This window comes from Ferruginibacter sp. (assembly GCF_028288465.1).
Lineage (GTDB): Bacteria > Bacteroidota > Bacteroidia > Chitinophagales > Chitinophagaceae > Ferruginibacter.
Genome location: NZ_JAQBNR010000093.1, coordinates 1 through 3,866 on the forward strand (window position 1 = coordinate 1; position 3,866 = coordinate 3,866).

The following is a 3,866-nucleotide window of genomic DNA, read 5'->3' on the forward strand; positions in this document are numbered from 1 at the left end:
ATCATGGAGAACTTGCGTACGACCCAGGCTAAGAACGGTCGCAAGATGATCACCGGCGACTGTCCCGACTGTGGGCAGATCATCCACAAGTATGGCTCTATCAACGTCTGCCCCGAGTGCGGAAATCGCGCTGAGATGGCGGCAGACGATTACATCTGCAAGGCTTGTCGTGGAGCTTAAGGTAGGACAGGTATGGACCTTCCGTCAAGATAAGCTCTGGGCAACCTGGGAGCTTGTAGGTTACGACGGACAGTGGCGCGGGCTACTTAGAGATTCCAGCGGTGGCTGGGCATCTGGCCCCAAAGAGATCGGGCATATTGGTAAGTTAGGCATAACCCATCCAGAAGAGGATAATTGGACCCTCGATAGTGCCCCGCCGACCGAAGTCTGCGCCAACTGTGATCTAGTCCTACACCTTGACGGTGATTATCTCTGTCCGGCGTGCCGGGCTAAGGCTTCAGCGAATCTAGGATAGCCTTCTGAGCGTCATAGCTCAGAGACTTCAGCGTGTTGATGCAGCCGCGCTCCTGCTTCTCAGGCAGGCCGAAGCTTTCAATCAGTCCGCAGAGACGACCACGAAGCCGGTTGAATTCTTCGGTTACGACAGCTTCCGAGTCAGGCACGTCTTACCTGCGAGAAAGCTTCGCCGCAAGGCGCTGGCCATTCTCAACGCGCTTAATCTGACGCACCTGGAAACCATGCGGGCCGTACAGGGCGGTTAGCTCTGCGTGGGCTTGCTTGATGGACTTACCAGGAGTGTCGTCAAACGCGTCGAAGGAAGCGAGACGGGCTAGGTTGGCTTGAACTGAAGCGAAGGCAGGGGCGCCAACCGGCGTACCGCCCGGAGGAGTCTCGCCGGGCTTGAGCTTCGTACGGTGCAGGATCTCGCTGCCAGCGCCACCAGGAGGTCCGGCAGGCATTGGAGGGCCGGGAGGTGCTCCCATCGGGTCCTCAGCGCCAGGGGCCATAGGATCGCCGCCAGGTACGATGCCCAGCTTGTCAGCGATCTGGGTAATCAGGTCGAGGACGGCACCTAGCTCGGCCTTCTCCCCTCCCTTTTCATCCTTCTTAGGAGGGCCTGAACCTTCTTCGTCTCCGGATGGAGGGCCATCGTCGGAGGGCGCGTCGGAGGAGTCGTCGGACTCTTCTTCCTTGAACGGCGCTGGATCTTCATCAGGGTCATCCTTTGGTGGGAATTCAGCCTTCTTGGGTTCAAGAAGTGTAGCAACCCACTTATCCCCGCGTCGCTTGAGATCAAGAATCTCGGCGTCTTCGAATTGACGCTCTAGCGAAGCTTGGGCGGACTCGCGCGACATTGTGCGAGCGGAGCACTTGACTGTTCTCTTGGCGAAAAGTTCCATTCTAGCTCTTACCTAGGTGCATCAGTAAGAAAATGAGGATCAAGGAAGCTTGATCACCAAGTATTGTTGGCGTCTCCACCCTGTGCGACAAACTTACGTAGCATATCTAGCTTGTTAAGGATCTCGCTCGCCTTCTTGAGGCGCTTGTCTGCCTCATCAAGATCTTCTACATCTAGCTCCTTGGCCGCAAGCTCTGCAATGTCATAGATACGCTGGTCGATAGCTTCTAGGACATCCATCTTGCGGGCCATGTCGTTACAACCCAAACAGGTAGAAGTCGTCATCGATCATACTAGCCCTACTCTCGTAATGCGTGCCTGCGAGGTCGAGCTTGTCTGAGTTACGAGCTACGCCGGGTTCATCGATGAACTCGCGCTGCTCCATGGGAGTAAACTTCTTACCGGCGGTGCGGACAGACGCGGCATGCGCGAACTGATCTGGCTCATCCCAATCTTCATCGGCCATGTCGTAGGTACCGGGTTGTAGGTGTGGCACGAGACTCATGAGTTGTTGATGCTCTGGTGAACCTTGCTGTACGCCATGCCAGTAGACTTGGCTATCCGGGGTGATGTGGCCGGTACGTACCGGCTGGGACATGTCGATACCGGTGTCCTTCATGAACTTGCTATGGGCGTAGTCCATGATGGCTTGCGGGTTGTTATCGCGTTGCGGGACGTTCCAGGCGTGGACATCGTTGTTCGGCATAGCCAGGATATTTCCGTACTGGCCAGGCTGCCAACGCTCATAGCCCGCTTGTCCTCGTTGGTATCGCTGCTGCGCACGATCTACGAACTGATCCGGAGTCGATGGCTGTGAGTAGCCAAACTCATTCTGATGGAGGCCATCAGCGGTCCTAACATTAGCCCTCATACCGAACTCATGGGAGTCCGGGGCAGGAGCCTGCATCTGCTGGTCCGGAGCGCTCTCCTCGTTGAGGTTCTCTGCGGGATCCGCAGAGTCGGTCGGAACGAAGGTCGTACCATCCATATCCGCTTCCTGCTTACTCAACTGTGTCTTGTGGTTAAGACCATACTCGCCGGTGAGGGAGTATTCAATGGAATCTGGCTTGACGGCTTCGATGCGCACGATGTCCGGCACATCATACTTGGCAGAGTACATCTCGTACTCCTGACCTACCGTAAGCGGCTGGCCATCTTGGGTAGACCAAGTTCCGCCTGGATTGTCATCCAAGGCAGGGTCATCCGGACGCTGCTGATCGGCGGCAGGAACCGCTAGTGCGTGATCATGAAGGTCATCATGGTGGAAGGCAGCCTTAGTGGACACAGGAGTCTGATCGCCCTGTGGCTCGAAATCCGTCTGCCACTTGTGATTGCAGTTGGAGCACTGAGCCTCACCAGAGTCAGTGATCAGCCCTGTGGTATGGGACTGGCACTTGGGGCATGGAGGTGTGATGGAATCGGAGGCTCCTTGGTGTACAGGACCAAATACCGATGGGTGGACGAAAGGAAGATTTTGCTCGCGAGCCCACAGTTTTGGGCTCGTGTGACCGTCCAGACTTTCCGCCCCATCATAAGGGTACGTGTACCCGCATAGATAGCATGTGCCAGTCCCTGCGTCCATGAGGCCTTGTTGACAAGACGGGCAGTGATTTGCCCCGTCGCTGCGCCCCGCGCGCTTGATGAGGTCAGGATGGAAGTTCATTCCGCAATGTGGACAACCCCCTAGTGAAGGAACGGTTGGCGTATTACATCCTGGGCATGTGACAACTGCCTGGTTGCGCGGATAGAAGTCCGAATTTAGCTGCTGCTCTTCGAGGGACTGAGGGCCAACGATGCTTGGCGCTGCGGCCATCATCGGCATACCTCCACCGGCACCTCCCGGTGCTCCTGCTGGAGGCATACCCTGTCCACCCATCTGGGATGGGTCGGGCATAGGTGCGGGACCCGGATCTGGGTCGGGCTCCGGTGGCTGGCTCTTGCCCTGGATTTCGGCAAGGATGTCGCCATAGTTTTCAGGGTGCGCCACGATGTCGTCGGTAAGACCCGGGAAGTCTTGTCCCTGGGACTTTAGGTATTCAACAACGGCTTGTACCTGCTCTAGGTTGTGAGGGCCTTGGTTGGCGCTCGTGCGCTCAGCGATGATCTGCTCGTGGAAGCTGGCCATGACCGGCTGCATCGCCTGTCCTGCCGGACCGACCGGGGCCTGCGGGTTGACCGCCGAGGATCCCTGATCCATCGGAGAGATTGCCGAGTTGCACTGAGGACAAATGCCCTGACCCGGGGTGATCATGGCACCGCAGTGCGGGCAGCCACCCTGAGACATTGGGTTGACCATGTTGTTAGGACCGGCAGGAGCAAGCTGCTGCATGCCCGGAGCGGGCATCATACCGATCCCCGGGACACCTGCTGCCATGTGGCCTGTGCCAACGGCAGAAGGCTCCTTAGCGCCTTCGAACATGGCATCGACTTCAGGGTCATCCCCGCCCTGCTGAGCGATGGCTAGCACGTCGGGGTGATGGTGCTGAAGTAGTTGTACAAGATGGGC

Annotated in this window: 4 protein-coding genes; 1 reads left to right on the top strand and 3 read right to left on the bottom strand. The window is 57.5% G+C overall.

What is annotated here, in order from left to right; all coding sequences use genetic code 11:
• The coding region (locus JWR61_RS28130) for a hypothetical protein (RefSeq protein ID WP_301930970.1) at window positions 1-180 on the top strand (180 nt) is incomplete at its 5' end.
• Window positions 181-626: 446 nt separating this feature from the next.
• Here JWR61_RS28130 and JWR61_RS28135 read toward each other — a convergent pair.
• From JWR61_RS28135 to JWR61_RS28145, 3 genes are all read right to left on the bottom strand, one after another.
• A complete protein-coding gene (locus tag JWR61_RS28135) occupies window positions 627-1,361 on the bottom strand; it encodes a hypothetical protein (protein WP_301930971.1) in 735 nt (244 codons plus the stop codon).
• A 53-nt stretch (window positions 1,362-1,414) separates the two neighbouring features.
• Window positions 1,415-1,600 carry a hypothetical protein gene (locus tag JWR61_RS28140; RefSeq protein WP_301930972.1) on the bottom strand — a complete coding sequence of 62 codons (186 nt, stop codon included), beginning with the start codon at window positions 1,598-1,600 and terminating at the stop codon, window positions 1,415-1,417.
• Between the two features lie 16 nt (window positions 1,601-1,616).
• Window positions 1,617-3,866: hypothetical protein (locus JWR61_RS28145; protein ID WP_301930973.1), on the bottom strand; the 2,250-nt coding region annotated here is incomplete at its 5' end.

Bases quoted from the DNA above. Each gene is read 5' to 3' on its own strand.
- JWR61_RS28135 (WP_301930971.1), bottom strand. From the start codon at position 1,361: ATGGAACTTTTCGCCAAGAGAACAGTCAAGTGCTCCGCTCGCACAATG.
- JWR61_RS28140 (WP_301930972.1), bottom strand. From the start codon at position 1,600: ATGGATGTCCTAGAAGCTATCGACCAGCGTATCTATGACATTGCAGAG.